This window comes from Shewanella canadensis (assembly GCF_003966225.1).
In the GTDB taxonomy this organism is placed as follows: domain Bacteria; phylum Pseudomonadota; class Gammaproteobacteria; order Enterobacterales; family Shewanellaceae; genus Shewanella; species Shewanella canadensis.
The window spans coordinates 131,430-157,270 of sequence record NZ_RXNU01000012.1 but is presented as its reverse complement, the minus strand read 5'-3'; the positions used below and the strand labels follow the sequence as shown (position 1 = coordinate 157,270).

Genomic DNA, 25,841 nt, shown 5'->3' with positions numbered 1-25,841 from the left:
AAGAATCAACTAAAAAATCAAAGGAGAAAAAGGCTAGAAAATAGACCATGATTATGGTCATATAACACCAATTGGGTGGATCACTTTTAGATGCAAATCGTGGATCAGTTTTACCTGCAAATTAACATTGAAGCTTACTGACTTATCTGACAACCGACTTTTCTCTCTTATCGATTGGGAAATTGGCACGACTACAATTTCAAATGTAGAGTTGCAAAAGTTGTTTGGTTTGCTTACTTCCAACCTCGATCCAGTCAATAGAAATCAAGAGGTCCTGTTGGAGCATATTAGATTAATAGCGATGTCTAATATCAGTAAAGCAGATCAATTAAGTGGTATTGAAAAGTTGCTGGAGTTAGTGGAGAGCAATATTTCTGACATATCTTCTAAGAGGTGGGTTAGTCTTTTGCATGACTGGTATCTAATGTCAAATATACAGGGAAAACAGTCGGCGAATAATATCAGTGATAGATTGGTTAAAAATGCTCAATTACTCCAATCTCTGCTAGATAGTGACCACCCATCAGTATATGTATTAGCTATATTGTCTAAGCAGACATCAGTAATTAATAGTTTCCCGCTTCCCGCTAGTATTAGCGATATTTATAATAGTATAGATGCTAATGCTATGCCCCCATCATATCAGACAAACTACTTTATTATCGAGCTCACAGAGTCGATAAAAAACAATAAGCTGGAAGACTCATATAATATAATGAGCAATGTTTATAGTGATTTGCCTAACTATGGTGAAAATGCACTCAATTACTATTTACAGTTTACGGTGTTTGCCAATAAGTTTAACCGCCAAGACCTATATTTAAACCATCTTTCAACACTAATTGAATACTATCGACAGAAGAATAATTTAGGCCATGCAGCTTACTTTACTTATGCGTTATGTAGTAACTCGGCTAATGTAGATGAAATTTATTCATCGGAATTAGAATTAGGTGTTGACGCTTGTGATAAATCAATGGCATTTTATAAAAAATATCAAGGCCCCAATAGTAATTTTTACATTATGTCATTGCTTTCTAAGCTACGTCACTTAACAAATTCAGGTGACTTTAATGGCATAAAAAGCTTAGTAAAAGAAGCTAAATTGTTAAAAGAACACATATCTTACCCAGTTACAGAAGAGAAATTTTATATTACGCTTGTTAAGGCTTATTTCGAATTGCAGGATTATGATGCAGCAGCGAAAGAGCTCTCTTCATTCGAGGCGATATCAACTTCAAACTCTTTTAAAAAACACCTACTTAAATTGGATTTATTATCAAGAACAAAACAATTTGATGAGTTTACTGTTGCATTGAATTCAGTTCCTGTTGTTGAGTGTGAGAGTATTTCAAATTCAGATATTAGAGACCTTAATCTGTATCGAAGGAAATCAAACATGCAGCCTGCACTGTTCTGTGAAGGAAAACCACGTTGGAACGATATAGTGAAAGATCCTAAAGTCGCGGATGCAATATATTCATCGGTTGATCGCTTTGTGACGGCTTTATAACGCTTTTCTATATAACGAGCAATAGGCTAAGTTCGGTTATAACTAAATAGAAATACAGTTGTAATCGTTCTGTGCGGGGCAGTTAAATTTGCACTCCAATGAATTGCTGATCTTTCTTGGTCATCTTAGCCACAACCAAGAGAAATGAGTTATCTATCATGCGTTCAATTTCACCTTGTGGGATTGAGCCATCGAGAATAACGGTATTCCACAGCGACTTGTTCATATGGTACCCGGGGATCACCGAGGGAAAGATGTCTCTGAGTATCGCCGCCTCATCGGGATCGCACTTTAAGTTCATCCACCAGCTAGGCAGCTCTGAAGCTGGCTTAGTTTCAGCTTCTTTGCCCATCTTGCCGACAGAGAGAGTCGCAAACATCTTACCTTTGACCTTAAAGACATAAACCCCTTCCCCGAATGGGAAATCCAACTCAGTTTGCGGCTTCGATAACAGATAAGCCTTTGCACGTTCAAAATCCATTTAAATCACTCCGATGATAACTATCCTGACACAGGGGGCAGGAGTAAATTAACATTCGAGAGTTTGGTTGAATATCTATATTCGATAAATCGGTGATCTTGAAGAGGATGATATGAACTAATACTTCCGGTAGAACTCCTGTAATGAACATCTGGCTTAGTGAAAGAAGCCTATCTCCCTAAAAGAAAAACCTCAATAATGTTAATTATTAAGGTTTAGTTTTAAGTTACTAGATACTAGATACTAGCTTACTTCATCTCGGCTAATCTTTGAGCCTCTAACGCGCTGTTAAGCTTATCTTCGACGAAGCCCGGTGAGTGAGTTGCACCCGATATCAGTCGATACATGGCCGGAATAACCAAAAGAGTAACAAAGGTCGCAAATGCCATGCCGAAGAAGACCACTGTACCCACGGCGATGCGGCTCTCCGAGCCAGCACCGGTTGACATAATCAGCGGTACCGCGCCAATCAAAGTCGTAAATGCGGTCATCAGGATAGGACGTAATCTACGAGCCGATGCATCGATAATCGCCTGCTCCAGCTCTATGCCTCTGTCCCTCAGCTGATTGGCAAATTCGACAATCAAGATGCCATTCTTGGTGACCATACCGATCAGCATGATCATGCCTATCTGACTGTAGATATTAAGGCCCTGACCGGTTAAGAATAGCCCCAGAAATCCACCGAATACCCCCATAGGCACGGTAAACATCACCACCATAGGGTTAATAAAGCTCTCGAACTGCGCCGCTAACACTAAGTATGCCACCAGCAGAGCCAAGCCAAACACCATCAGCACGCTGCTCTGATTCTCTTTAAAATCTTTCGATTCACCGGTATAGCTGACCGAAATATCGCTGGGTAAGATCTCGATAGCTGTCGCATCGAGAAAATCCAGTGCCTCACCTAAGGTATAGCCTTCGCCTAAGTTGGCTTTCAGGGTGATCGATTTATGCTTATTGGTGTGGCTGAGCTTGTGGGCCGAGGCCACCTCTTCGATATGTGTTATCGAGTCTAAGGTGATTAACTCCCCCTTAGCCGAACGCATATAGATCTGGCTGAGATCCGCCATGCTATTGAAACTGTCCTCATCGCCTCTGAGATAGACATCGTATTCCTCACCACGCTCGACAAAGGTAGTTTCACTACGACCGCCTAACATCACCTCTAAGGTTTCGGACACCTCAGAGACACTGATCCCAAGCTCAGCCGCGCGATCCCTATCGACACTCACTACCAGCTCTGGCGTTGTTTCGGCATAGTCCAGATCGGCGCCTTCGAGCATAGGGCTATGTATCGCCTCCTCCTGCAGAACTTCGGCCCACTTGAACAGCTCTTTATAATCGGAGCCACCAATCACAAACTGTACCGGCTCGCTGGATTGGCCTCTGAAACCAGGCAACATTGGGCGCACCATCACATCGGGGATCCCCAGCAGTGCTTTAGATACGACACCCAACGCCTGCTGAGCATTAATATCTCTCTCTTCCCAGTCTTCGAGCTGCATGATCACAAAGCCTGTCTGATCGCCGGCTCGTCCACCGAAAGCGGGGGCCTGTACGCTGAAAGACTTAATCACACCTTGGCCTAACAGGGGCATCAATCTCTGCTCAACGATATCCATATTGGCGGTCATACGATTATAACTGGTGCCCTCAGCCCCCTTAACGAAGGCGAAGATAACCCCCCTGTCTTCCTGTGGGGCTAACTGAGAAGGTACGCTCTGCATCAACACACCACTGCCGATAATACAGAGCAGAATCACCACCGGGGCGGCAAAGCGAAAACGTACGGCTTTGGCCACTAACACCCGATAGACGCGCTCAAGCTTACTAAAGATCCCTTCGATCCACAGGTTGAAACGATTAGGTTTAACGTTGGCCTTGAGGATCTTACTCCCCAATACAGGCGTCAGTGTCAGCGCGACTATCGATGAGAAGATCACCGACATGGCCAACATGACTGAAAATTCGGTAAACAGTCGCCCTACCATCCCTTCCATAAACGAGATAGGCAAGAACACCATCACCAATACTGCTGTGGTCGCAACAACGGCGAAGCCCACTTCACGGGTGCCCTTGTATGCGGCCAGCAGTGGCTCTTCACCTCTCTCGATATGATGGAAAATATTCTCCACCACCACAATCGCATCATCGACCACTAAGCCGATTGAGAGAATTAAGGCCATCAGGGTCAACAGGTTAATTGAGAAGCCGAAGAAGTTGGCTGCGATAAAAGCTGAGATCAATGAAACCGGTACCGTTACCGCCGGAATAAGCGTCGCACGTGCCTGACCGATAAAAATATAGAGGACTAATACCACGAGTCCACCCGTGATAAACAGCGTGTTATAGACCTCGGTGATTGAGCGGTCAATAAATACCGTTGAGTCATAATCGACCACCAACTGAGTCCCCTTTGGCAGAAACTGCTGGATCCGTTCGACCTCTTTATGAGCCGCTTTCGCCACCTCAAGCGGGTTCGCATCGGACTGGGCAATAATCCCCAGACTTAAGTTAGGTACACCATCACTCTTAAAGGTCGAATTTTCATTTTCAGCACCGACAAATACCGAAGCCACCTCTTTAAGATAAACTGGCGTGCCATCGCTGGCCGTTCGTACAACTAAATAGTCAAAGTCTTCGGGGTGATAATAGAGACGTGCGGTTCTCACCGTCATCACAGTGGTGTCATTACGGACCTCACCACCCGGGGTTTCCACATTCTCTTTTTTCAAACTTGCGATAATATCGGCAGTGGTCACATTTCGTCCCGCCATCAGCTCAGGCTTTAACTGAACATACATCACCTTATATAAACCACCTGAGATACTCACAGAGCTGACACCAGTGATCAGACTAAACCTGTCTTCCAATACCCGCTGGGCGTAATCGGTTAGCTGGGTTCTGTCCATCACAGAGGAGCTTAGGTTGATATAAACCGAAGGCTCTCCGGAGCCATTATCTTTAGAAACGATAGGGTCGTTCGCCTCATCGGGCAGGCGACGTTGGGCACGGGCCACCGCATCACGAACGTCACTCACACCTTCGGTAAGATCCCAATCCAGATCAAAGGTGATGGTGATACGCGACATGCCGTTTCGGGTCACAGAGGTGATCTCATCAATACCACTGATACCGGTAAGTTCATCTTCGAGTGCCGTGGTGATCTGACTCTCCATGATGGTCGCCGAAGCCCCTTCATAGGTTGTCATGACCGTAACGACTGGGTTTTCAACATCGGGCATTTCACGTACGGCTAATTTTGAAAACGCAACGGCGCCAAACACACAAAGAAGTAAACTTAAAACAATCGCGACAACGGGACGCTTAACCGAGATATCTGAAATCAGCATTAACCTCTGTCTCCCGCGTTCACGTTTAACATATCGTCTGTCGATGCCAGTTGTTCGGTGAGATCGTTGACCTTAAGGCCATCGCGCATATTGACCAAGCCTTGGACAACAATGCGCTCTCCCACCGCCACACCCTCAGTGATCAGAACTTCATCCTGAATTCTTGCACCGAGTGTCACTTGAGTTCGTTTGGCAAGCTGGTCCGCGCCGACAACATACACGAAGCGCTTGGTGCCGGAATACTCGATGGCCTGAACCGGGATAACGGGTTCAGATACGGCAGGGAAGCCCAGGCTGGCCGACATCAACATGCCAGGCTTGAGCTTATGACCTTGGTTATGGCTTTGATTTTCAAAGCTAACCCTAACTTTTAAGTTCAATGTTTCCTGATTGATACGCGTATCGATAGCCACTAACTCACCGGTAAAGAGATCGCCAGGCCAGGCACGATTCGTCGCCGTTACTGCCATTCCTACACTTAACATAGACAGGTAATTTTCCGGAACCTGAAGGTCGAGTCTCATCAAAGACAGGTCATCGAGCGACAATAACTCACTACCGGCGGTAACCATCTTACCTAAGCTGAAATCGAGTAAACCCGCGGTTCCGGAAAACGGCGCTTTAATATAATGAAAATCGAGTTCAGCTTGTGCAGCGGCGAGTCTGGCCTTTGCAATATCGACACTGGCCTTCTGTGCATCAATTTCGGTTTGGGTGATCGCACTTTGACTGATCAGTTTCTGAAACTCTTTAAGCTTACGTTTTTCATCGAAGAGATACGCTTTCGCCTCGGCAACGTTGGCCTGAGGCTTAGCATCTTCGAGTTGGATCAGCAGTTGTCCCGCTACGATCTCTTGATTGGCCGTGACGTTAATGGCCTTAATCTTGCCAGCCATTTCCGGGGCAATAAATACCGACTTGTCCGCTGCTAACTTTCCTATTAAGGCAATTTTTTGAGAAAGCATATGTTGCTCGACAACGCCAGTGACCACAGGTACAACTCTGGGGGCGCGAGTAGATTTATCCCCAGCCTTCTTCGCTTGGGTGAAACTGCTAAATGAAGCAATAGCGGCGAACAACAAAATAATAGGGAGTAAGATCAGACTTTTTTTCATCGAGTAATTCTTTTATTGCTGATTAAATTAGTTGCCACTATTTTAAAGAAAAATCAGGCTTTGTAGGGTAAAGCTGTGTAAAGCAACGCAAATGATAAGATGATTTTGGCGGAAATCTTGTAACAACTCATTAGAAGCAACAAAAACAAAACCAACCACTTACCCTAACTCTAAAACAATCCCAAGCGCGTAACATGCGATACTGGATGTTAATCCGGTTTCAATGGTGAGTTTGGCTCACGAGGATTTGGCTCCATTAAGCTTTTGCCAGATCTCTGGTAATCTTCACGGTGAGGAAGTTAACCTTAAAATGAGGACCCACATTGAAACTTTGCTGGTTAGACACTGACAACAGGGCCGAAGCCTATATTTTCTATAAGCGATTCTTACCCTATGCCCGACTGAGTAAAAAAGAGAGCGTCGGTGTTTTATATACCCGAAAAGATGAAGATGAACGGCAGGTTATCGCGGCAGTCAGGCTAAGACCGATTGGCAGTTTCACGCTTCTCACCGGCATGCTTGTGCATCCGGATTATAGAGAGCAAGGTTTAGCTCACCAAATTATGGTATCTCTGGCGGACATATTTGAAAACAACAGAACGTTTATCTTCTCACTCCCCTCCCTGGTCGGCTTTTATCAACAGCACCAGTTTATTCAGACAGACGATGTGCCTAATGATATTTTGCAACTATTCACAAAATATCAACGGCAGGGAAAGGAGTTAGTCTTGATGAAATTCAAGGATGTAAAAGGATAACATCGAACCATTTTACGAAGAGAGATTTTACAGCCTCTTTAAAATGCAGGCTTTCCTTGTGATTGGAAGCATAATGAAGTAGAAAGATAATCCGACTTCACTTTCAGATCCAGAGACCTTATGACGCCTAAAAAGATTGCCATATTTGTCGATGTTCAAAATATCTATTACACCTGCCGACAAGCCTACGGTCGACAATTCAACTATAGAAAACTATGGCAACATATTAGTCATGAGGGTGAGATATCTTCGGCAACCGCCTATGCGATTCATCGCGGTGATGATGGCCAGTTAAAGTTCCAGGATGCACTAAAACATATCGGCTTCGATGTTAAGCTAAAGCCCTTTATTCAGAGAAGTGATGGAAGTGCGAAAGGTGACTGGGATGTGGGTATCACCATCGATATCATGGAGGCTGCAAGCGAAGTCGATAGCGTTATTTTGCTCTCTGGCGACGGTGACTTCGGTCTCCTTATGCTAAAGATTCATCAAAAGTATGGCATCGATACCCAAGTCTATGGCGTCCCAACGCTAACAGCAAAGTCACTCATCGACTCGGCATGTCAATACCATGAAATTGATGACGCTCTGCTGTTGTAGTGAAGATTCTTGTAGTAAAGAGATTGTACAGATATATAGTGCAGAAATGGATAACGCTCCCCTTTCCCCGATATAAAGAGCAATAGAGAGTAGAGTTGAGACAGAGCAGCTATAATTGAAAGGTCATATTGTCTTTTTGAGGTAACATCATGACTATTTCGACACGTTTGAATGATTATCTTAGCGATAACGAGGTCAACTATAACCTCGTGGCTCACCCCCATAGCTTTAACTCTCTGAGTTCTGCGATTGCCGCTCATATCTCTCCGGCACAAGTGGCGAAAGCCGTAATTCTGGAAGACCATGAGGGACGAAGAATGATGGCGGTCCTCCCAGCCGATCATAAGATCAACTTAGGGGCACTCAGCGAAAAACTTAATCGAGATTTCCACCTGATAAAAGAACAAGCCGTCTACCGGATGTTCAATGACTGTGAACATGGTGCGATACCACCTATCGGTGATGTCTACAATATGGATGCCGTTTACGATGATCTACTAGTGGAGTCCAGTGAGCTGTATTTGGAGGCGGGTGATCACAGTAGCTTTATCCATATGGAAAGGAAAGATTTCGTTCGACTGATTAAAGATGCCAAACATCTTAGATTCAGCCATCAGACCATCCATTAGCTCGGGCAGGCAATAAGGAACCTATGAATATTTCCACATAGGTTCCTATCGTTTCTTTAAAGACTGCCACTGAGGATGAGAGCTGCACTTTTCACAGGACCAGTGCAGGCCAATTAAAGTGGTTGCATGAATGTCTGTGGGTGAAAAAAGTGTGAGATGTGAGCTTTAGCTGGATGTGACCTCAACCTCCTGCAACCGGGAAGCTCCTTTAATTGCTTCCCGCTGCTTTCGCACTGTTATATAGCACTATGCTAAATCTCTAAATCAAAACTGCCACTCTTTAGCAAAATCATACCTGAAGCCAACCACCCAAGATGAGAAGTCCTCGAAGTAATCCATATCACGATACAGATACTCGATATGGAAGCGTAAATTTTCGTCCGGTAACCATTCCAGCGTGGTGTTGTAACCATCGAACTTGCGACTAATGAATTGCCCATAGCCATCATCAAATTCGAAGTAGCCTAACTTAACCTTAAACTGCTCACCCAAAGGATAAGCCGCCGCCAAGTCAATGGTATGGCCATCACGGTCTTGAGATATTTGATCCCTTTTGTAGGTTCGCTCCTGATAAGCTGCGGCTAAATACAGGCCATTATCAAAACCATGAGCCAGCGACGCAGCCCACACTTCATCCTCACCGGTGATCACCTCAGAAGCCAGACTATCCTCAATCAGATAGCTGATAGCCCCGTGAAACTCACCATGATCAAAACCAACCCCAAGATTAACCAGATCGGCATCATCGCTGCCACTCCCGCCATCAAACTGTCCAGCCGCAAGCCAACTAAACTTGCCGGTTTGCAAATGATAGGTAAGCATATTATCGACGAAGAAGACGCTCTCGGCATCATAGGCAAACGGACTATTGGCGTGATTGAAGATATCCACATATTCGGCGATCAGAAGATATTGAGGGGGTCTATCTTTACCTATACCCACTCTGCCATAGGGGCTGGCCACAGCGGCATATGCCTTTCTGGCTTTACCAAAATCACCACTATTTGCCATGTCTATGCTCCATTCGCCATGCAATTCGGCTGTCCATCCAGGCATAAACTCATTGGTTGCCCTAATCCCCGCACGAGACAGTGCATCACGAACATCATAAAACGAGTCACCATCCTCATCGATGTAACCGAAAGTCGGCCTCATCGTCGCGTAGGCGCTAATGGTATTGTTGGTTTTCTTGGAAGTATCACTGGTTAACTTATCCGGCGCAGGCTCAACAGCTGGGACAGCCACGACTTGAACTTGCTGTTGTTGCGCTTGGAGTTGTGCTTCCTCTAGCTGTTTGACCTGGTCCTGTAACTTCTCTATTTGCAGCTTCAATGATTCGAGCGTTATATCGGCCCCAACAGCTCTTGTACTAAAAGCTCCTACACAAATTAATATAATGATTAAATTTGCGAGTAGATTGTTTCGCATAATTTTTTCCCGGGATAACTAGCGGTAGAAAAAGTATAGACCATTCTTTTTAAAGATAAGACTTAGATGAAACAGAAGCTTCATGTTCAGAAGTATCAAATTTAATACTAACAACAAGAAAACAGGTGCTGTTTCCAGCTAAGTTAAGGATAAAATTGAAATTTAATTAAGAAGTATTTTTATTTTTCAGAATTTAGACAGTCAATTCCGCTACATTGGTCATAAATTTACAGATTTAGTAATACAGATCTAACTTTGGACCAACTTCCATACTATTACCGCGACTTTTTAGAGTTCGATCACACCTTTGGCAAATCAAGGTTGGTACTTTAGTTACCAGAATATTACAACTTTAAACTTTAAGCATAAAAGGTGAATTTATGGCTGCTAAATTTTTCATACCGTCGGTCAACGTATTAGGACAAAATGCCGTTGACGAAGCTATCGGAGATATCAAGACATTAGGCTTCAAAAGAGCATTAATTGTTACCGATAAACCACTTGTCGAAATTGGTCTCGTTGGACAAGTTGCAGATAAGCTCGGCACAGCGGGTATCGAAGTCATAATCTTCGATGGCGTTCAACCAAACCCAACAACGGGTAACGTCGTAGCTGGTCTCGAATTACTCAAAGCTAATGACTGTGACTTTGTGGTTTCACTAGGTGGTGGTTCACCTCATGATTGCGCTAAAGGTATCGCCTTAGTGGCTACTAACGGTGGCAGCATTAAAGATTATGAAGGTCTTGATGTCTCTGCTAAACCTCAACTGCCGCTTGTTGCTATCAACACGACAGCAGGTACTGCCAGCGAGATGACACGTTTCTGTATCATCACCGACGAAGACCGTCATATTAAGATGGCCATTGTCGATAAGCACACCACTCCGATTCTATCAGTCAACGATCCTGAGTTGATGTTAGCAAAACCTGCCGGCCTAACGGCTGCTACTGGTATGGACGCACTGACTCACGCAGTTGAAGCTTATGTTTCTATCGCTGCTAACCCAATTACCGATGCTTGTGCCATCAAAGCTATCGAGCTTATCAAAGCTAACTTAGCTGAAGCTGTAGATAATGGTCAGAATATCGATGCTCGCGATCAGATGGCTTATGCCCAATTCCTCGCGGGTATGGCATTCAATAACGCAAGCCTTGGTTATGTTCATGCTATGGCACACCAACTCGGTGGTTTCTATGACCTTCCACACGGTGTATGTAATGCGCTGCTACTTCCACACGTTCAAGAGTACAACGCACAAGTTGCTGCACCACGTCTGAAAGATGTTGCTAAAGCTATGGGTGTTGACGTGTCAGCGATGGATGATGCACAAGGAGCTAAAGCGGCAATTGATGCTATCAAAGCACTTTCTGTGGCTGTGAAGATCCCTGAAAACCTCACTAAGTTAGGCGTGAAAGCGGAAGATATTCCAACACTCGCCGATAACGCTCTTAAAGATGCATGTGGTTTCACTAACCCTAAGCAAGCGACACATGAAGAGATCTGTCAGATCTTTACTAACGCTTTGTAAAAATACTCTTTGCGCCAATAAAATAGGCGCAAATGAAGTCGTTTCGTTTTCTCCCTGCACTTGAGAGCGTAACCCAAAGGTCCATTTCATTAGGAATGGGCCTTTTCTTTTGCCCGGTTATCCCTTTCACTTAGCCTATAACCATCAAATATGCCAACAAAATGGACAAATGATGAGATAACTAGCGATCTAACTCAAAATTTCGATATAAACAATTACACATAGTGATACAAGTGTTATACCTTGTCGTCAGTTAGCTTTTTCCCTGCAAAGAATCAGCAAGCTAGAAGGCCTGTTTACTCTATATGAGTGGACGGGCCTTTTTCATTTATTTTCTCTATTAGTTTTTATTTGATTACCGGATGCAGTCAAGAATGCATATCACACTCTTATGAAATGAGATTGGTTGAGATGACATCGACTGAGGATAGAGTGTTTGTATGGAGAAAACGCTCTGATTAAATCACTGGTGCAGATTTTAGATGCTTAGCTTAGGTAATGACAAAGCAGAAATATATTTCAATAATCGATAGACATAAAAAAGGCCGCCCGAAGGCAGCCTTTAATTATTATCTGGATAAATTCCAGATTAGATAGCTACTACGTTTGCAGCTTGAAGACCTTTTTGGCCTTGCTCAACTTCAAAAGATACTTTCTGACCTTCTGCAAGAGTTTTGAAACCATCTGAAGCGATAGCACGGAAATGAACGAATACGTCATCACCGCCATTTTCTTGAGAAATAAATCCGAAACCTTTCTCTTCGTTAAACCATTTTACTGTACCAGTAGTTGAATTAGACATGTATTGCCCCTTATTAAATTCATTAAAAAAAATATCGCGAAAATGCGAAGTGCTGAGAAGTTGAATTATTACGATGAAGCTAAGGGAAACACTACGGACAAAAACTTTCGAAGATCTGACGCGGGTTTACTTTACTTGATTCTTTAATAACTCCAAACAACAGAGCGATGCGTAGAATACCACGAATTCACGATTTGTAAACATAAACTATTCAGATAAACCAAATTAAGGGTTTCAGCCGTAAAGAGGCAGCGGGCTAGATTTAAGATATAACAAAAAGGCCCACGATAATTCGTGAGCCTTTTTCAGAGCTGAGTTTATCTCCTATTGCTAAGCTTTCGCCTCACCTTTCACTCGCTCTCTGAGCTTTTGCATCATCACATAAAACACAGGAACCAGCAGAGTACCTACAATAGTCGCTGCAAGCATGCCGCCGAACACAGAGTAACCCAGAGCACGACGACTTCCCGCTCCTGCACCAGTCGCGATGACCAGAGGAAGCACACCAAGCAGGAAGGAGAAGGCGGTCATTAATACCGCACGAAAACGCAGTCTGGCAGCCGTTTCACCCGCATCGAGAATACTCTTACCCTCCTCTCTTAACTGCTTTGCAAACTCAACGATCAAAATAGCATTCTTACAAGCGAGGCCTATCAAGAGTACCAAACCAATCTGGGCATAGAGGTTCAAGTCTGTTCCCATCAGCCAAATATTGAGGAAGGCCCCAAGCAAAGCAATAGGTACCGCCAGCATGACCGCAAACGGAATAGTCCAACTCTCATACTGAGCCACCAGAAACAGATAAGTGAACACTAACGCCAGACCAAAGATCAACGGCGCAAGGTTACCCGCCTTAATCTCTTGATAGGTTTGACCCGTCCATTCGTAGGTATACCCCGTCGGTAAGCTAATCGCAGCCGCACGCTCCATCGCCTGAATCGCATCACCAGAGCTAAACCCAGCCGCAGGGAAACCGTTAATCGTGGTTGAGTTGAACATATTATAAGCGTTCATCACATCGGGGCCTAAGATAGGCGTCACCGTCACCAGCGTACTCAGAGGCACCATCTCACCACTTGCCGAGCGCACGTAGAAACTGGAAATATCCCTATCCGAATTACGAAACTCACCTTCGGCCTGCACAATAACTCTAAACACCTTACCGTAACGGTTAAAGTCATTCACATACATAGACCCAAGCATGGTCTGCATAGTTGTGAATATCTCGTTCAATGAGATCCCTAACGCCTTGGCTTTATCCCTATCGACATCCACATACATCTGCGGGACATCGGCACGGAAGTTACTAAACGCCATGGCAATTTCAGGCTGTGAATTAGCTTCCATGATCAAGGCTCGCATAACAGAAGCCAACTCTTGAGGTGAACGACCTTGAGTATCCTGCAGCACAAACTCAAATCCTCCCACGCTACCCACACCTGGAATTGGAGGCAATGAGAACGCCATGGCTTTCACCGAAGGATTAGCCGCATATTTAACCTGCAGCTTAGCCACGATAGCCGCCTCGACCATATCTGGAGTATCTCGCTCCTCCCAGGAGGAGAGAGTAACGATCATCAAACCACCATTGGACGATACAGAACCGGTTAAGATACTGAAACCACTGGCGTGGATCACATTCTCAACACCAGGTTCAGCCAGAGTCAACTCGACTAACTCTTTCATCACCTCTTCGGTGCGGTTAAGTGATGCACCATCGGGGAGTTGGATATCGACCATAAAGGCTTTCTTATCTTCCATAGGCACAAAACCTGAAGGTAAGATTTTTGCCACTCCGCCCGTGACCGCAATTAAACACACATAAACCACAACCACTAAAGAAAGTTTACGGGTCAATGATGAGACGAGTCCCATGTACTTACCGGTGAAACGTTCAAAGTATTTATTAAACGAGGCATGAAAACCTGTTTCATGTTGTTTAGGTGCTCTGAGTAGTGAGGCACATAGCGCCGGACTCAAGGTTAGCGCGTTTATCGAGGAGATAAGTACGGCGATACAGATGGTCACAGAGAACTGCGCATACATCTGCCCCGTGATCCCGGGCATAACGGCCGTGGGAGCAAATACGGCAAGCAACACCAGCGTGGTGGCAATAATGGGGCCGGTAACCTCCTTCATCGCCTTAGATGTCGCCTCCTTTGGAGATAGGCCTTCATCCTGCATCAGACGAGTCACGTTCTCTACCACCACGATCGCATCATCGACCACAATACCAATGGCTAAGATTAAAGCGAACAGAGACACGGTATTAATGCTCATGCCAAACAGAAGCAGGAACGCAAAGGTACCAATCAAGGAAACCGGAATCGCAATACCGGGAACCAGAGTCGAGCGGGCATCCTGCAGGAAGATATAAACAACTAACACAACCAGTGTGATAGAGATAAAGAGTGTTTGTACTACCTCTTTAATCGAAGTTTCAACGAACTCAGTCGTGTCATAAAGCACTTCGTATTCCAGATCCGTTGGAAAACGCTCTGACAGCTTAGCCATTTCGGTTTTAATTCCGGCGGCGACTTCCAATGCATTAGCATCAGGTGACTGATAAACAGCAATAATTGCCGAAGGCTTATTGTTTAACTTACCCTGTGCATCATAGGTTTGAGAACCTAACTCGACACGGGCCACATCGCTGACAACGACTTTGGAACCATCGTTGTTCGCTCGGATCATAACATCCTTAAATTCCTGTGGATCTTTCAAGCGCCCCTTAGTTTGTAAGGTGTATTGAAACTGCTGGTCAGGATCCACAGGCGCCGCACCGATGCGTCCTGCTGCCACTTGAATATTTTGCTCCTGCAAAGCAGCAATAACGTCCTTTGCTGTCACGCCAAAGCTGGCCATTTGATTGGGATCGAGCCAGATCCGAATTGCGTAATCGAGCGAGCCGATAACCTGAACCTTAGAGACACCATTTTGACGAGCAAGCGCATCCTTGATATTCAATCCGGCATAGTTAGTAATAAACAGCGAGTCGAAGGTCTCGTTGGGGGAAACCAGATTCACGACCATCAACATATTCGGGCTCTGCTTCTCGACTTTAACCCCCTGACGTTTAACCTCTTCGGGCAGACGCGGCATCGCCTGTTGCACTCTGTTTTGTACTTTAACCTGTGCCATATCGGCATCGGTGCCCACTTCGAATGTCACATTTAATGCATAACTTCCATCGTTGGCACTCTTTGACTCCATATAGAGCATGCCTTCGACGCCATTGACCTCAGCCTCTAGTGGCTGAGCTATGGTATCTTTAACCACACCGGCACTCGCACCGGAATAACTCGTAGACACGTTAATTTGCGGTGGCGCAATTTCAGGAAATTCAGACACCGACAAAATAGGAATCGAGATAAGTCCAACCAAGGTCAACACAGTCGAAATAACAAACGCGAACTTAGGCCTGTTAATAAAAAACTCGCTAATCATTGCAGTCCCCTTCATTCAGACCCAACCCGCCTAAACAAACGCTCAATCTTATGAATCTGTTAATAAAAAACTCACTAATCATTACAGCCCCCTTCACTCAGATTCAGATCCTGCCCGTCTAAACAAACGCTCAATTTTATGAACCTGTTTATAAAAAAATCACTCATCATGGCGGTCCTTATTTTGACGTATTACTATCGGGTGATGACTGAGACTCTTTAAACGGCACAACTTCTTGCTCAACCGCCTTCACCTGAATACCCGGGCGAATTTTCTGCAGTCCGTCTACGACGATGCGTTCTCCATCATTCAATCCGCTTATCACACGCCAATCGATACCAAAACGCTCTCCAAGTTCAACAATTCGTTTTTCAACCATATCTTGATCATTTAGCACCATCACAAATCGGCCCTGTTGATCTTCCTGAACCGCCGCTTGTGGGATTAGCAATGCGTTCTCTTTTACCGGAGATTCAATCACGAGCGTGACAAACATTCCCGGCAACATCATTTTCGCACCGTTTTTGAATGTGGCTCGAATGGGTAAAGTGCCCGTCGCCGCATCGACTCTGTTACTTACAAAATCGATAAAACCCGTTTCGTTAAACATAGAGCCATTTGGCAGTCGCAGGCTGATAACGATATCCGAAATCTGTATCTCTCTATCGGCCGCCTTAGAAAAGTTTTGCTTAGCGTTAATCAAGGCTTTTTCAGCAACCTGAAAATTAACCCACATAGGTTGCAGTTGAACCAGGTTAGCCATGTCTGAATTTGGGGTGATGATGTCACCGGTACTGACCATAGCATTACTGATACGTCCGGAAATAGGTGCATATACCTTGGTATAGCTTAACTGCAGCTCGGCACCTTGCACCGCAGCCTCAGCCTGAACAACACCTGCCGCAGTCGTGAGTTTACGCGTGGTGAGTTCATCCATATCCTGAGCGCTGATCATGCCGTCTGGCAGTAAGCGTCTACCACGCTCCCAGTTCATGACGGCGACATCACGCGAAGCGAATGCCTGCTTTAACACTGCTTTGTGTTGAGCTAACTCAGCGACGTACGTAGCAGGGTCTATCTCGAACAGAAGATCCCCAGCAGTCACATCGTCACCTTCGACGAACGTTCTTTGAAGTAACTGCCCCTGAATTTGAGATTTTATGGTGACATCTTCTGACGCATTGGTACGGCCAACAATCTCCGTTTTTGACTGGATCTCTTCCGTTTTAGCGGTGTTGACTATCACACTTGGTAACATGGCCTGTCTGGGCGCCGGAGCCTCACCGCATGCAGTAAGCTGTAAACCTGCGATGAAGAGAATTCCCCATTTAAATTTTGAAACGGTTTGAACAGCCATACAGGCCTCCGATAAGAGTTTATAAATTTAGATTATTTTCAAGAAATTATAAGCAGATAAAAGATTTATTGAAACCTGTTTACAAGTTTATTTCATAATACTAACAGTCAAAAAACGGTGACAAACCTTTTAATGCAACTATTCCTTAAGCCTTAAGCTCCCAATACGGGTAAACGACTCTAAAGTGATGCAAAAGCAAAGATATTTAGCCTAGCTTTATTCTAGATTTTGAATCTGGTGAATTCTCCTTTAAAAATCAAAAGTAGGAAAATCAGATAGCATCAGCTTTACTGATAGATAATACCAATCGGTATAAGCTCTATTCACAAATCCTCAAAAACTCTCAGGAAAAATCATCTTTATACCGATTGGTATTAATGATCATTGACCAAATAAATCAAAAAACTGTCAATTAGCTGTTGCTTTATTAACCGAAAGCGAAGCAAGTTTTAAAACAGTGGTAAAAGTGAGATCTAGCACAAGGTTATAGGTAATAAACTCATGCTAAAAAAGAGTCAGACCAGCTTGAATAACTTCTGACTTATTACGTTAACCGGAAGAGTAAACGTATATGAATAAGAACAAATAAAGTTGACCAAATTGAATAGCGATGCCTATGATGGCAACAGTATCCGAAAACAGGTAGGTAATATATGACAGCAATTTCCCATGTCTACAACTATACAGTTCGATGCCCACACATTAAGGACCCTGCACATCCAACCACCTGGCAAAACCATGTAGAATTTAATCAGTCTTGCGAAATTGGCTTAAGCAGAATCACTAAATGGCATGGCCGTTCGGGTCACCGTATTTTTGAGATTGATGGTTTTGTCGTTCGTGAAGCCGAGGATGAAAGCGCATACTTTGCGATGCAAACCAGTCGACTCAGAGGCGATGGCCACGCTTTGGTTACTTTCAAAATATTTATGGATGACGCGACTAAAGACACATCAGTCGAAGAGATTATGCAGCACCTTATCGCAGACTATAGCGACAAGATCGCAGGTCTTTAATATAGATGAACGTTTTCACTCTTTAGCAATTAAATGCCTTTAATATATAATGAAACTGCCTCAATTGATGAGGCAGTTCACGTTCCAACCCGACCAAATTCTGCACAGATCACACTTTCATACTTTCCCTCCCCCAGGAAAAGCACCAGATAAGTTTAATGGTAAAAAAATAACACCATAAAAAATCAATAACTAACACTAAACATTGTAAAATCTAACGACTTTACCACTCATTTCTATCCAATTGCCGATTTTTATAGGTACTGTTACACTTTTTCAGCCATTAATCTGTTCATAAAAATTAGAAAACATTATTGGTCGTGATTGGAAAACAACGAAACAGAGTCATCTGCCAATCCTATGTATGATTAAACCTCTTCATTATTAATTAGTTAAAGGATAATTAAACTCATGCAAGAAATGGTCAATATAGTCATCGTCGGTGGTGGTGCTGGTGGTATGGAGATCGCCACAAAACTAGGTCGTAAACTTGGAAAAAAGGGGAAAGCTCGGGTCACTCTAATTGATTGTGCCGAGAGCCACGTCTGGAAGCCATTGCTCCATGAGGTTGCCACCGGCGCACTGGATATCGGTATAGATGCCCTCAGTTATCGAGGTCATGCCGCCAATCATGGTTATCATTTTCAGCAAGGTGCTATGACCAATATTGATCGTGATAATAAACAGGTTATCTTAGCGCCTATTATGGATGATTCCGGTGAAGAACTGTTGCCGGCACGTCGTATCAGTTATGACTATCTGGTTATTGCCATCGGCAGTATTGCCAATGACTTCAAGATCCCGGGTGTGCGCGAGCACTGTGTCTTCTTAGACAGTACAGAGCAGGCTATGCAGATCCGCAGCATGTTACTCAATAAATTCATGCGCTATGCGAGCCACCACCAGCTGGATGAGAAGATAAAAATTTCTGTTGTTGGAGCGGGGGCCACCGGAGTTGAGATGTCTGCCGAAATGCATCACGCCGTCGATCAGCTCAGCGGTTTTGGTTACAAAATCGATAGCAGCCTGTTAGAGATAACCTTGGTCGAAGCCGATGAGCGAATTTTACCTAAAGTAGAGAAAAAAGAGATCTCGGATTCGGTAGCGAAGGAGCTTACCGCAATTGGTGTCAATGTGCTTACCAGTACCCGTATCAGTGAAGTCACCCCCGAAGGATTACATACTACCGAGGGACAACAGATCCCTGCGGATATGGTTATTTGGTCAACGGGAGTTAAGGCACCCGATTTCTTGAATGAAATTGGTGAGCTTGAGAGTAACCATATCAACCAGGTTATGGTTAAGCAAAATATGCAGACAACCCGCGATCCCCATATCTTTGCCATTGGAGATTGCGCAGCCTGCCCACAGGAAGATGGAAGCTGGGTCCCGCCAAGAGGCCAGTCGGCAAGACAGATGGCATTGATGACGGCGGATAACATCAGCCTGATGCTGGAAGATAAATCACCTTGCCACGAATACGTTTATAAAGATCTGGGCTCATTGGTTAACTTGTCTAAATTTCATACCGTGGGTAACTTGATGTCATTCATGGGAGGAGGCGTATTGGTCGAAGGTAAGATAGCCAGGTTCGTCTATACCTCCTTGTATCGCAGACACTTGATCGAGCTTCACGGTGTATTTAAAGGGACCTTGCTGATGTTTGCCAAGGGGATCAGCCGCATTATTCATCCTCACCTGAAGCTTCACTAACCTCGGGGAGTAAACCAACAGTTGTCACATGAAGCCTCCGAAGGGAGGCTTTTTCATTTCTGAAAAAAAGGTTAAAATAACAAACAATCGACAACATTTATCACTCATACCAATCACCTTATTGAGTTATTGGCATAAGCAATTCACATAAGAGTAACCATGACTAAATCACTATCACTAACATTGATCCTTGCCACTCTCATTACCCTATCAGCCTGTGCGGAGCTTAAAGAAACGGGACGTATAATCGGAGACACCACCAAAGAGGTGACAACTGAAATTGGTCATGCGACGAGAGACACAACTAAGGCCATAGGTCATGCATCCCGCGATGCTGTAAAATCGGTTAACGACGATCTAAGCAAAAAAGACTAACTCTGTATAGTTGGCCCGGTTATCGCTCCGGGCCGAAATAGGTAATGTTTATTGCCCGCTAAGCGGCGCTGGCTCTTTTCCCATGTGCCTGTGGCATACCTTTCTCGTCGACATTCATGCAAACCATCGACAAATGAGTCACTTTATTTCTCACTTCACATCGAACAAGAATAGAGGTGTTGCCGTCACTGATTAACTCCAGACGAAATACCATAGCCCATCTAGTCCCTAACCTAACTCATTTCACAGTCACAAAAGCTCAACATTAGTGTCCTCTGCTCGTCATATAGATCACCGACTATCATCGCGTTAACCAGCTAGTCTCAAAATAAACTCAATAATTTAAGGGTGATGATAGTGATTAATATGAAAACTGTAGCTGCGCTCGTTTCATGCAGTTTAGTGACTATGGCAGCCAATGCTGCCCTGTTACCATCGACGCAGACTGACAGCGAATGGTTTAAAGCCAGCGCGCTTAAGGTCGCGGAAAAAACTGAACAACAGACTAAAGTGAAGGCTAAAAACGTCATTCTTTTTGTCGGTGATGGTATGGGGATCTCAACCTTGACCGCCGCCAGGATCTATCAGGGGCAACAAGTTCAAGGCAATAAAGGTGGTGAAGAGAACTTTCTCAGCTTCGAGAACTTTCCAAATACGGCATTAGTTAAAACCTATAATACCAACCAGCAGACTCCTGATTCTGCAGGCACCATGACAGCGATGGCCACAGGCGTTAAGTCTAAGGCAGGCGTATTATCTGTCTCCGATACCAGCCTACGCGGTAACTGCTTGTCATCTAAAGGGAATGAATTGATCACTCTCGTCGACCTTGCCAATGAAAAAGGACTATCCACTGGTGTTGTCAGTACCGCACGTATTACCCATGCAACGCCGGCAGCCACCTACTCAAATACCCCGGAACGTAACTGGGAAGCTGACAGCAATCTACCGGCGGAGGCCATTGCAAATGAGTGCAAAGATATCGCATACCAGCTTGTGATGCGTGATGAAGCAAATGCGCTTTCTGTGGCTCTCGGTGGCGGCCGACGTAACTTCCTCCCGAATACGGTTACAGATGGCGAAGACAAGTCAGGCCGTCGAGCCGATGGCGTAGACCTGACTAGAACCTGGACCGAAAACTTCAGCAACTCTGCTTACGTGTGGAATAAGGCCGAGTTCGATGCCATAGACACAAGTGCGACGGACCACCTGCTGGGCTTGTTTAACTCTTCACACATGGAGTATGAGGCAGACAGGGCCGATGATACGGCCGGTGAGCCCTCGCTTACACAGATGACCACTAAGTCTATCGACATACTAAAGAAGAATGAGCAGGGCTACCTGTTAATTGTTGAGTCGGGTCGAATAGACCACGCCCACCATGCTGGCAACGCACACCGTGCACTGGCTGACACAGTTGAGCTTTCAAACGCGGTGCAGGCCGCACTCGACAATACCGATCCTGAAGAGACCTTAATCATGGTTACCGCGGATCATAGCCATGTATTCACTATTGCCGGTTACCCGAAACGCGGAAATCCTATCTTAGGCTTAGTTCACAATGTCGATGGCAACCTGGCCAGCGCCGACGATGGAAAGCCATACACCACGTTAGGTTACACCAATGGTCCCGGTGCCGTGATTGGTCTGCGTGACGATCTTTCATCGGTAGACACTCAAGATAAAGACTTTATGCAACAGGCGCTTATTCCAATGGGAAGTGAAACTCATGCGGGTGAAGATATCAGCTTACATGCCACAGGCCCGGGTTCACATCTGGCCCAGGGCGTTATCGAGCAAAATGTTATTTTCCATATCATCAATCAGGCCCAATCCCTTGGCGGCACGAAATACTAGAATTCTGGAGCAATAAAATGAATAAGAAATTACTCGTACTGTCTATGGCAGCAATACTAGGTCTGGCGGCATGTGGCAGCGATGGTGACAATGGCGTAAACGGCAACGATGGGAACAATGGCAGCGATGGTAGTAACGGCAGTGATGGTAAAGATTGGACAGCCGTTAACGAGTGGTATATCGATGGCCAGCGTCGCGTAACAAAAGCGGCCGACACCAAAGTAAACAACCAAGCAGGCGCTGCTAAGAACATCATATTGTTCGTTGGTGATGGTATGGGGATCTCCACTATTACCGCCGCGCGCATTCTTGAAGGGCAGTTAAAAGGAGATACGGGGGAGGAGAACTCACTCTCTTTTGAAACCCTTCCCCATGTCGGCCTGGCTAAGACTTACAATATCGATGGCCAAACGCCGGATTCTGCCGGTACCATGACGGCGATGGTCACAGGCGTTAAAACCGATGTCGGTGTGATATCTCAGGCCGAGGGAGTCATCCGTGGAAACTGCGGCTCAACCTCGGGCCAGCACCTGATGACCTCACTCGAGCTCGCTTCAATGGCCGGCTTATCGACAGGGGTAGTCTCAACCGCCAGAATCACCCATGCAACCCCAGCTGCGACCTATGCTCACTCACCGGAGCGCAACTGGGAAAGTGATGCCGACCTACCCGCTGAAGCGATAACAAATGGATGTAAAGATATTGCCGCTCAACTATTAGACTATAGCTACGGCACTGGAATAAATGTGGTCATGGGGGGAGGTCGACGCGCCTTTATTCCAAATACCGTTATCGACGGCGAAGGTAAAACAGGTAAACGTAAAGATGCACGAGACCTCACCGCAGAATGGACGGCAAAATACACCAATGCGGCCTACGTTGAAGACAGAGACAGTTTTCTGGCACTAGACCCAACAACGACCGACCATGCCCTTGGCCTGTTCAACTCATCCCACATGGAGTATGACTACGACCGGACGACACAAGGGGTAACGGGAGAACCTTCACTGGCCGAGATGACGGCTAAAACCATCGACATTCTCAAGAAGAATGATAAAGGCTTTGTGCTTATTATCGAAGCCGGTCGAATCGATCATGCACACCATGCGGGTAATGCAGCCAGAGCCCTTCACGATACCATTGCACTCTCTGAAGCTGTGCGTGTCGCGATGGAGAAGACCTCCTCTAAAGATACTCTGCTTATGGTCACCGCCGATCACAGCCATGTATTTACCATTGCGGGCTATCCAACCCGTGGTAACCCGATACTCGGTCTGGTGAAAGGAAACGACTCTGCAGGCCTGCCGATAGTCACCAACTCGACGGACTCTAACGGCCTGCCCTATACCTCCGTTGGATATACCAATGGACGCGGGTTTGCCAACCTAAACACGGGTGGCGATGAGCGTTATGGTTACCCTATCCAGACGGGTCGGGTGGATCTGAACTATGTCGACACGCTTAATGCCGGTTTCCATCAAGAGGCGCTCATTCCATTAGAAAGTGAAACTCACGCCGGTGAAGATGTCGGGATATTCGCAAGCGGTCCCGGCTCACACCTGATACAGGGAACGGTAGAGCAAAACCATATCTTCCATGTGATGAATCACGCGGCAAACTTAGTGGTAAAAGCACAAGCGACCCAGTAAATATCGACAGAGAGATTAACAAACTAAATCATTGCACTTAAAGATATGGTTTAGTCAATCAGGGTCACAAAGATGAGTTTTGATGACCTTGATTTTATTTTTCCTTAAAAAAGTAGTGGAGTTTTCATGAAGTACACTTTACTTGGCGCTGCGATATTGTTTTCGATTAGCCTCCCCTCTCTTGCCCATTCAGCAACGGAGGATCAAGAGCTACAACAAACGCCAGTGTCTTCATTTGAGTGCGAAGAGTTAACCTCTGACAACATAGATGTCCGATATGCCGTTTTTAGTGGCCAACCTCAATCGGGCGGTGAGGTGAGCAATAGGGATATTCGACTCATTAAAAGCCAGAATAGAGTGATCTACAAAAAATCCCCCATAGCGTTTGAGGCTTGGGATAGAAATGGCGAATATGTACGTTATTTTCCACAGGAGCAGCGCTCAATCACTTATCGGCCAAGCGACCTCCGCTCTCTCAATATGACCTATGACCTTGAGCAACTTTTCCACTTAGTATCGCCTAAGCTCAAATCACAACTAGAGCCGACTGAGAGTATCGGGCGTTCATGTTTTACAGTGAATAAATACCGAGGCAAACAAGATGGACAAGAGATAGAGCTGGAGTGGATAGCATCACTTTCGCTCCCCTATCTACTTACCTTAGGGCAGGGCAAGCAACGGAGAACCTATCGCTTAATCTCGGCTAACACCATCAGCAAGAACGAATTCGATGCCCTCACCAGAGATTATAATGATTTGGATTTCGCCGATGTCGGCGATAGTGAATCAGACCCTTTTATCGCTAAGATGATAACTCAGGGATTTATCCAACATGGTAATTCAGGTTTTTATGACAGTAATGGCAATCGGCTATCTGATGGTCAAGGCAGTCATGCTCACTAAACGTTATAGACACTAGCCGTGACATACACTGGCCTTTAGATACACAGACCTGCAAATAAAAAAGTCTGCCGATGCAGACTTTTTTCATATAAAACCAATCGGGGAAATTGCCTGACCAAGCTATTTCAGATAACGCTTAAGTTCATCAATAAAGGTATCAATATCGGCGCGACTTATATCGGCATGAGTCACTAACCTAAGTGTGGAACCAGAGCTTATCAAGATGCCGCTCAGCTTTAGTTTCATTGCGAGAGACGCGATATCCACGCCATCATTTACATGTGCGAATACCATATTTGTCTGAACCGATAGGATATCGACTCTGAACTCTGTCAGTGTCGACAGCTGCTCTGCAAGATAACGGGCATTATCATGATCGATGGCTAAGCGCTCAACCTGATCCGTTATAGCTAAACCCGCTGCCGCAGCAAGTATACCAGCCTGACGCATTCCGCCACCTAACATTTTACGCCAGCGCCTCGCTTTACCTATCAAGCGTTCATCACCCAACAGGATAGATCCCACCGGAGCACAAAGGCCTTTAGATAAGCAGATAGAGACAGAATCAAAATATTGAGTGATCTCGCTAATCGCAATATTCTGGGCAACGGCCGCATTAGCCACTCGAGCCCCGTCGAGGTGAATTTTCAACCCATGGTTAAAAGCTAACTGTTGCGCCTCGGCAATATAGCTCTGGGGAAGCACCTTGCCGCCGATAGTATTTTCTAAACTCACCAATCGCGTATTGGCAAAATGCACATCATCGGGCTTTATTGCTCCTTTGATATCCGACAGTAAAATCGAGCCATCGGCTTGATTGTTCAGGGGCTGAGGTTGGATGCTACCAAGCACCGCGGCGCCGCCACCTTCAAATTTATAGTTATGTGCCTGTTGACCACAGATATATTCATCACCACGGTCACAATGTGACATCAGGGCTAACAAATTAGCTTGTGTACCCGATGAGGTAAACAAGGCGCCATCGAAACCATACATTTCAGCAGCCTGTGCCTCTAAACGGTTTACTGTTGGGTCATCACCATAAACATCATCCCCAACTTCGGCAGTCGCCATCGCTTTACGCATCGCCTCTGTCGGCATGGTCACGGTATCGCTACGAAAATCTATCATCAGGCCCCTTTACAACAAATAAAATATTTCGAGATTAGGCATACTAACCTTACTGCTGACAAGGTGCTACTGTTAAAAGAGCAGAGTGCTGGCATCAAATATAACAAGGTTATTTTGGGTGAATTTCAACCATATCAAACCAAAACAAGCATTTTAACAACGTAACAACATTGGTGATTAGC

20 protein-coding genes are annotated in these 25,841 nt (G+C 45.2%); 11 read left to right on the top strand and 9 right to left on the bottom strand.

The features are described from left to right. Positions 1-127 precede the first annotated feature (127 nt). Complete coding sequence (locus EKG38_RS18850; RefSeq protein ID WP_126521942.1) at positions 128-1,513, top strand: hypothetical protein; 1,386 nt, start codon at positions 128-130, stop codon at positions 1,511-1,513. A gap of 82 nt (positions 1,514-1,595) precedes the next feature. Here EKG38_RS18850 and EKG38_RS18845 read toward each other — a convergent pair whose 3' ends face one another. The 3 genes from EKG38_RS18845 to EKG38_RS18835 all read right to left on the bottom strand — a co-directional run bounded on the left by EKG38_RS18845 (position 1,596) and on the right by EKG38_RS18835 (position 6,465). Beyond that, positions 1,596-1,994, bottom strand: a complete 399-nt coding sequence (locus EKG38_RS18845; protein ID WP_126521940.1) for an MmcQ/YjbR family DNA-binding protein — start codon at positions 1,992-1,994, stop codon at positions 1,596-1,598. A gap of 248 nt (positions 1,995-2,242) precedes the next feature. Beyond that, positions 2,243-5,350, bottom strand: coding sequence for a multidrug efflux RND transporter permease subunit (locus tag EKG38_RS18840; RefSeq protein ID WP_126521938.1), 3,108 nt, complete (start codon positions 5,348-5,350; stop codon positions 2,243-2,245). Continuing rightward, complete coding sequence (locus EKG38_RS18835) at positions 5,350-6,465, bottom strand: efflux RND transporter periplasmic adaptor subunit (RefSeq protein ID WP_126521936.1); 1,116 nt, start codon at positions 6,463-6,465, stop codon at positions 5,350-5,352. Before EKG38_RS18835 ends, EKG38_RS18840 begins: the two co-directional genes overlap by 1 nt. A 323-nt stretch (positions 6,466-6,788) precedes the next feature. Between EKG38_RS18835 and EKG38_RS18830 the strand changes: the two genes are divergently transcribed. The 3 genes from EKG38_RS18830 to EKG38_RS18820 all read left to right on the top strand — a co-directional run bounded on the left by EKG38_RS18830 (position 6,789) and on the right by EKG38_RS18820 (position 8,452). After that, positions 6,789-7,223: a GNAT family N-acetyltransferase gene (locus EKG38_RS18830; protein ID WP_126521934.1), complete on the top strand. Its 435-nt coding sequence runs from the start codon at positions 6,789-6,791 to the stop codon at positions 7,221-7,223. A gap of 120 nt (positions 7,224-7,343) precedes the next feature. Then, on the top strand, positions 7,344-7,823 hold the full coding sequence (locus EKG38_RS18825; protein ID WP_126521932.1) for a LabA-like NYN domain-containing protein: 480 nt from the start codon (positions 7,344-7,346) through the stop codon (positions 7,821-7,823). A gap of 149 nt (positions 7,824-7,972) precedes the next feature. Then, positions 7,973-8,452, top strand: coding sequence for a YbaK/EbsC family protein (locus tag EKG38_RS18820; protein WP_126521930.1), 480 nt, complete (start codon positions 7,973-7,975; stop codon positions 8,450-8,452). Between the two features lie 264 nt (positions 8,453-8,716). On the opposite strand, the gene EKG38_RS18815 is transcribed toward EKG38_RS18820, so the two are convergent. Further along, positions 8,717-9,880, bottom strand: coding sequence for a porin (locus EKG38_RS18815; protein WP_126521928.1), 1,164 nt, complete (start codon positions 9,878-9,880; stop codon positions 8,717-8,719). A gap of 380 nt (positions 9,881-10,260) precedes the next feature. Here EKG38_RS18815 and yiaY point away from each other — a divergent pair, with 380 nt between their 5' ends. Next, a complete protein-coding gene (yiaY, locus tag EKG38_RS18810) occupies positions 10,261-11,409 on the top strand; it encodes an L-threonine dehydrogenase (protein WP_126521926.1) in 1,149 nt (382 codons plus the stop codon). Between the two features lie 589 nt (positions 11,410-11,998). On the opposite strand, the gene cspE is transcribed toward yiaY, so the two are convergent. The 3 genes from cspE to EKG38_RS18795 all read right to left on the bottom strand — a co-directional run bounded on the left by cspE (position 11,999) and on the right by EKG38_RS18795 (position 17,015). Then, a complete protein-coding gene (gene cspE / locus EKG38_RS18805; RefSeq protein WP_012141604.1) occupies positions 11,999-12,211 on the bottom strand; it encodes a transcription antiterminator/RNA stability regulator CspE in 213 nt (70 codons plus the stop codon). A 330-nt stretch (positions 12,212-12,541) separates the two neighbouring features. Continuing rightward, positions 12,542-15,658, bottom strand: a complete 3,117-nt coding sequence (locus EKG38_RS18800; protein WP_126521924.1) for an efflux RND transporter permease subunit — start codon at positions 15,656-15,658, stop codon at positions 12,542-12,544. A 178-nt stretch (positions 15,659-15,836) separates the two neighbouring features. Then, positions 15,837-17,015 (bottom strand): efflux RND transporter periplasmic adaptor subunit, encoded by a 1,179-nt coding sequence (locus tag EKG38_RS18795; protein WP_126521922.1) that lies wholly within the window; start codon positions 17,013-17,015, stop codon positions 15,837-15,839. A gap of 653 nt (positions 17,016-17,668) precedes the next feature. On the opposite strand from EKG38_RS18795, the gene EKG38_RS18790 reads away from it, so the two are divergent. The 3 genes from EKG38_RS18790 to EKG38_RS18780 all read left to right on the top strand — a co-directional run bounded on the left by EKG38_RS18790 (position 17,669) and on the right by EKG38_RS18780 (position 20,119). Next, positions 17,669-18,031, top strand: a complete 363-nt coding sequence (locus tag EKG38_RS18790; RefSeq protein WP_126521920.1) for a cytoplasmic protein — start codon at positions 17,669-17,671, stop codon at positions 18,029-18,031. 411 nt (positions 18,032-18,442) lie between these two features. Beyond that, positions 18,443-19,744, top strand: coding sequence for an NAD(P)/FAD-dependent oxidoreductase (locus EKG38_RS18785; RefSeq protein WP_126521918.1), 1,302 nt, complete (start codon positions 18,443-18,445; stop codon positions 19,742-19,744). Between the two features lie 159 nt (positions 19,745-19,903). Beyond that, positions 19,904-20,119 (top strand): hypothetical protein, encoded by a 216-nt coding sequence (locus tag EKG38_RS18780; protein ID WP_012141599.1) that lies wholly within the window; start codon positions 19,904-19,906, stop codon positions 20,117-20,119. 58 nt (positions 20,120-20,177) lie between these two features. On the opposite strand, the gene EKG38_RS18775 is transcribed toward EKG38_RS18780, so the two are convergent. After that, positions 20,178-20,333 carry a hypothetical protein gene (locus tag EKG38_RS18775; protein WP_185826905.1) on the bottom strand — a complete coding sequence of 52 codons (156 nt, stop codon included), beginning with the start codon at positions 20,331-20,333 and terminating at the stop codon, positions 20,178-20,180. Positions 20,334-20,470: 137 nt separating this feature from the next. On the opposite strand from EKG38_RS18775, the gene EKG38_RS18770 reads away from it, so the two are divergent. The 3 genes from EKG38_RS18770 to EKG38_RS18760 all read left to right on the top strand — a co-directional run bounded on the left by EKG38_RS18770 (position 20,471) and on the right by EKG38_RS18760 (position 24,528). Beyond that, positions 20,471-21,976 (top strand): alkaline phosphatase, encoded by a 1,506-nt coding sequence (locus tag EKG38_RS18770; protein ID WP_126521916.1) that lies wholly within the window; start codon positions 20,471-20,473, stop codon positions 21,974-21,976. 17 nt (positions 21,977-21,993) lie between these two features. Next, positions 21,994-23,625 (top strand): alkaline phosphatase, encoded by a 1,632-nt coding sequence (locus EKG38_RS18765; RefSeq protein ID WP_126521914.1) that lies wholly within the window; start codon positions 21,994-21,996, stop codon positions 23,623-23,625. 126 nt (positions 23,626-23,751) lie between these two features. Beyond that, a complete protein-coding gene (locus EKG38_RS18760) occupies positions 23,752-24,528 on the top strand; it encodes a hypothetical protein (RefSeq protein ID WP_126521912.1) in 777 nt (258 codons plus the stop codon). A gap of 120 nt (positions 24,529-24,648) precedes the next feature. Here EKG38_RS18760 and ltaE read toward each other — a convergent pair whose 3' ends face one another. Beyond that, the gene (gene ltaE, locus EKG38_RS18755; RefSeq protein ID WP_126521910.1) at positions 24,649-25,659 is read right to left on the bottom strand and encodes a low-specificity L-threonine aldolase; all 1,011 of its coding nucleotides are present in this window, start codon (positions 25,657-25,659) and stop codon (positions 24,649-24,651) included. Positions 25,660-25,841: the final 182 nt, after the last annotated feature.